Consider the following 3,465-nt stretch of genomic DNA (forward strand, 5'->3'; position numbering starts at 1 on the left):
CCCTCGGGCATGCGGTGCGAGACGATCGCGCGGGCGGCGACGACGCCGTTGCGGTTGACGGCCTCGATCCAGTCGTTGTCCCGTACGCCGATCTTCGCCGCGTCCTGGGTGCTCATCCAGATGGACGGGCCGCCCCGGGACAGGGACAGCATGAAGAGGTTGTCCTGGTACTCGGAGTGGATGGACCACTTGTTGTGCGGGGTCAGGTAGCGGACCGTGACGCCGAGTTCGCCCGTCTCACCGAGGCGGGGCTCGCCGAAGAGCGCGTGCATGTTCAACGGTGGCCGGTACACGGGGAGTTGTTCGCCGAGGGCGGTCATCCAGTCGTGGTCGAGGTAGAAGTGCTGGCGGCCGGTGAGGGTGTGCCAGGGCTTGAGCCGCTCGACGTTGACGGTGAACGGGGAGTAGCGCCGCCCGCCGGTCTCCGAACCGGACCACTCCGGTGAGGTGATGACCGGGACGGGGGCGGTCTGGGTGTCGGCGAAAGTGATCCGCTTGCCCTCGTGCTCGGCGGCGAGGTCGGCGAGCCGGGTGCCGGTGCGGGCCTGAAGGGTGTGGAAGCCCTGCGTGGCGAGGTGGCCGTTGGTGGTGCCGGACAGGGCGAGGATCGCCTCGCAGGCCTGGGAGTCACGGGCGATCGAGGGGCGGCCGTCGGCCACTCCCCCGCGTACGGTGCCGTTCTTGTGCCGCAGATAGTCGAGTTCGCTGTCGACCTTGAAGGTGACGCCCTTGGTGGTGGCGCCCAGCGAGTCCAGCAGCGGGCCGAGGGCGCCCATCTTGTCGGCGACCGCGCCGTAGTCGCGCTCGACGGTGATCAGCTTCGGCATGGTGCGGCCGGGCACCGGCTCGCACTCCCCCGCCTTCCAGTCCCGCACCCTGCCGTGCGGGGTGGCCAGCGCGTCGGGGGTGTCGTGCAGCAGCGGGGCGGCCACCAGGTCCTTGCGCACGCCGAGGTGGTCGGCGGCCTGACGGCTGAACTCCTCGGCCAGGGTATGGAAGATGTCGAAGTCGGTACGGGTCTGCCAGGGCGGGGCGATCGCCGGGTTGAAGGAGTGCACGAAGGGGTGCATGTCCGTGCTGGACAGGTCGTACTTCTCGTACCAGGTCGCCGCGGGCAGCACGATGTCGGAGAAGACGGTGGTGCTGGTCATGCGGAAGTCGAGGGTGAGCAGCAGGTCGAGCTTGCCCTCGGGCGCCTCCTCCCGCCACACCACGTCCCGGGGGCGGGCCTCGGGCGGCGCCTCGGCGGCGCGCACCGAGGAGTCGGTGCCCAGCAGATGCTTGAGGAAGTACTCGTTGCCCTTGGCCGACGACCCCAGCAGATTGGCCCGCCACACGGTGAGCACCCGGGGGAAGTTCTCGGGCGCGTCCGGGTCCTCGCCGGCGAACTTCAGCCGCCCGGCCTTGAGTTCCTCCACCACGTGGTCGCCGGCCGGGCGCCCCGCGGCGTCGGCCTCGTCGGCCAGGTCCAGCGGGTTGCGGTCGAAGGTCGGGTACGACGGCATCCAGCCGAGCCGCGCCGACTGCGCGATCACGTCCGCCGTGGTCCTCCCGGCGAACGGCCCGCCGCCGCCCGCCGCGGCGAGGGTGTCCGCGGAGAACGGGTCGTAGCGGAACTGATCGCCGTGCAGGTACCAGTAGGCGGTCTGGATCATCTGGCGGGCCGGCCGGTTCCAGTCGGAGGCCGTGGCGATCACCGAGTAGCCGGTGATCGGGCGGACCTTCTCCTGACCGACGTAGTGCGCCCAGCCGCCGCCGTTGACGCCCTGGCAGCCGGTGAGGGTGGTCAGGGTCAAAAACGCCCGGTAGATGGTGTCGGAGTGGAACCAGTGGTTGGTGCCCGCCCCCATGACGATCATCGAACGGCCGCGGGACTCCTCCGCGTTGGCGGCGAACTCCCGGGCGATCCGCGCCGCCCTGCCCGCGTCCACGCCGGTGATCGCCGCCTGCCAGGCCGGGGTGTACGGCTCGCTCGCGTCGTCGTAGCCGGCGGGCCAGCTCCCGGGCAGCCCCTCGCGGGCCACCCCGTACTGGGCCAGCAGCAGGTCGTACACCGTGGTGACCAGCCGCCCCGCGATCCGGCGCACCGGTACTCCGCGCCTCAGCCGTGCGGCGCCGCCGTCCGGGGCGTCGAAGCGGGGCAGTTCGACGACGGCCGCCGCCTCGTCGCCGCCCTCGGCGGACAGCAGGGGGAGGGTGTCACCGAGGTCGAGGTTCCATTTTCCGGCGCCGGACTCGCCGAAGCGGTCGCCGAGGGTGCCGTTCGGCACCACGGGCAGGCCGGTCGCGGCGTCCAGCAGCACCGTCTTGAACTCGGCGTTCTCGGCGCGGGCCTCCTCTCCGCCGAGGTCGGAGGCGGTGAGGAACTTGCCGGGCGTGTACGTGCCCGGTTCGTCCTCGCTCTCGTCGAGCGTGACGAGGAACGGCAGGTCGGTGAACCGCCGTACGTAGTCGGTGAAGTACGGGGTCTCCCGGTCGGCGAAGAACTCCTTGAGGACGACGTGCCCCATGGCCATCGCCAGCGCGCCGTCCGTGCCGGGCTGCGCGGGCAGCCACTCGTCGGCGAACTTCACGTTGTCCGCGTAGTCCGGCGACACGGCGACGACCTTCTGGCCCCGGTAGCGGGCCTCGGCCATCCAGTGGGCGTCCGGGGTGCGGGTCACCGGCAGGTTGGAGCCCCACATGATCAGATACCCGGCGTCCCACCAGTCCCCGGACTCCGGTACGTCGGTCTGGTCGCCGAACACCTGCGGCGAGGCGACGGGCAGGTCCGCGTACCAGTCGTAGAAGGAGAGCATCACCCCGCCGAGCAGGGAGTAGAAGCGGGCCCCGGCGGCGTGGGAGACCATCGACATGGCGGGAATCGGGGAGAACCCGGCCAGCCGGTCCGGACCGTACTCCTTGATGGTGTGCACATGCGCGGCGGCGGCCATCTCCGCCGCCTCGGCCCAGGTCGCCCGCACCAGACCGCCCTTGCCGCGGGCCCGCTTGTAGCGGCGGGAGCGCTCGGGGTCGGAGACGATGTCCGCCCAGGCCGCCACCGGATCGCCGAGCCGGGCCTTGGCCTCGCGGTACATCCCCAGCAGCACGCCGCGCACATACGGGTAGCGGACCCGGGTGGGTGAATAGGTGTACCAGGAGAAGGCGGCGCCCCGGGGGCAGCCGCGCGGCTCGTACTCGGGGCTGTCCGGGCCGACGGACGGGTAGTCCGTCTGCTGGGCCTCCCAGGTGATGATGCCGTCCTTGACGTACACCTTCCACGAGCAGGAGCCGGTGCAGTTCACGCCGTGGGTGGAGCGCACCACCTTGTCGTGCGACCAGCGGTCCCGGTAGAACTCATCCGCCCGGCGGCCGCCCTTGCGGTGCAGCGAGCGCAGGTCCTCGGAGACCTCGGCTCTGCTGAAGTAGCGGCGGCTGCGCACCAGCGCCTCCGCCAGTTCGCCGTCCATGCCCGCCTGGGGCCGT

The 3,465-nt window shown here is 71.4% G+C and carries 1 protein-coding gene; it reads right to left on the reverse strand.

Going from position 1 to position 3,465, the window contains the following annotated elements; translation table 11 throughout:
• The coding region (locus ACZ62B_RS39025) for a nitrate reductase subunit alpha (protein WP_469694013.1) at nucleotides 1-3,449 on the reverse strand (3,449 nt) is incomplete at its 3' end.
• Nucleotides 3,450-3,465 lie beyond the last annotated feature (16 nt).

The organism is Streptomyces sp. NPDC053426 (genome assembly GCF_055585405.1).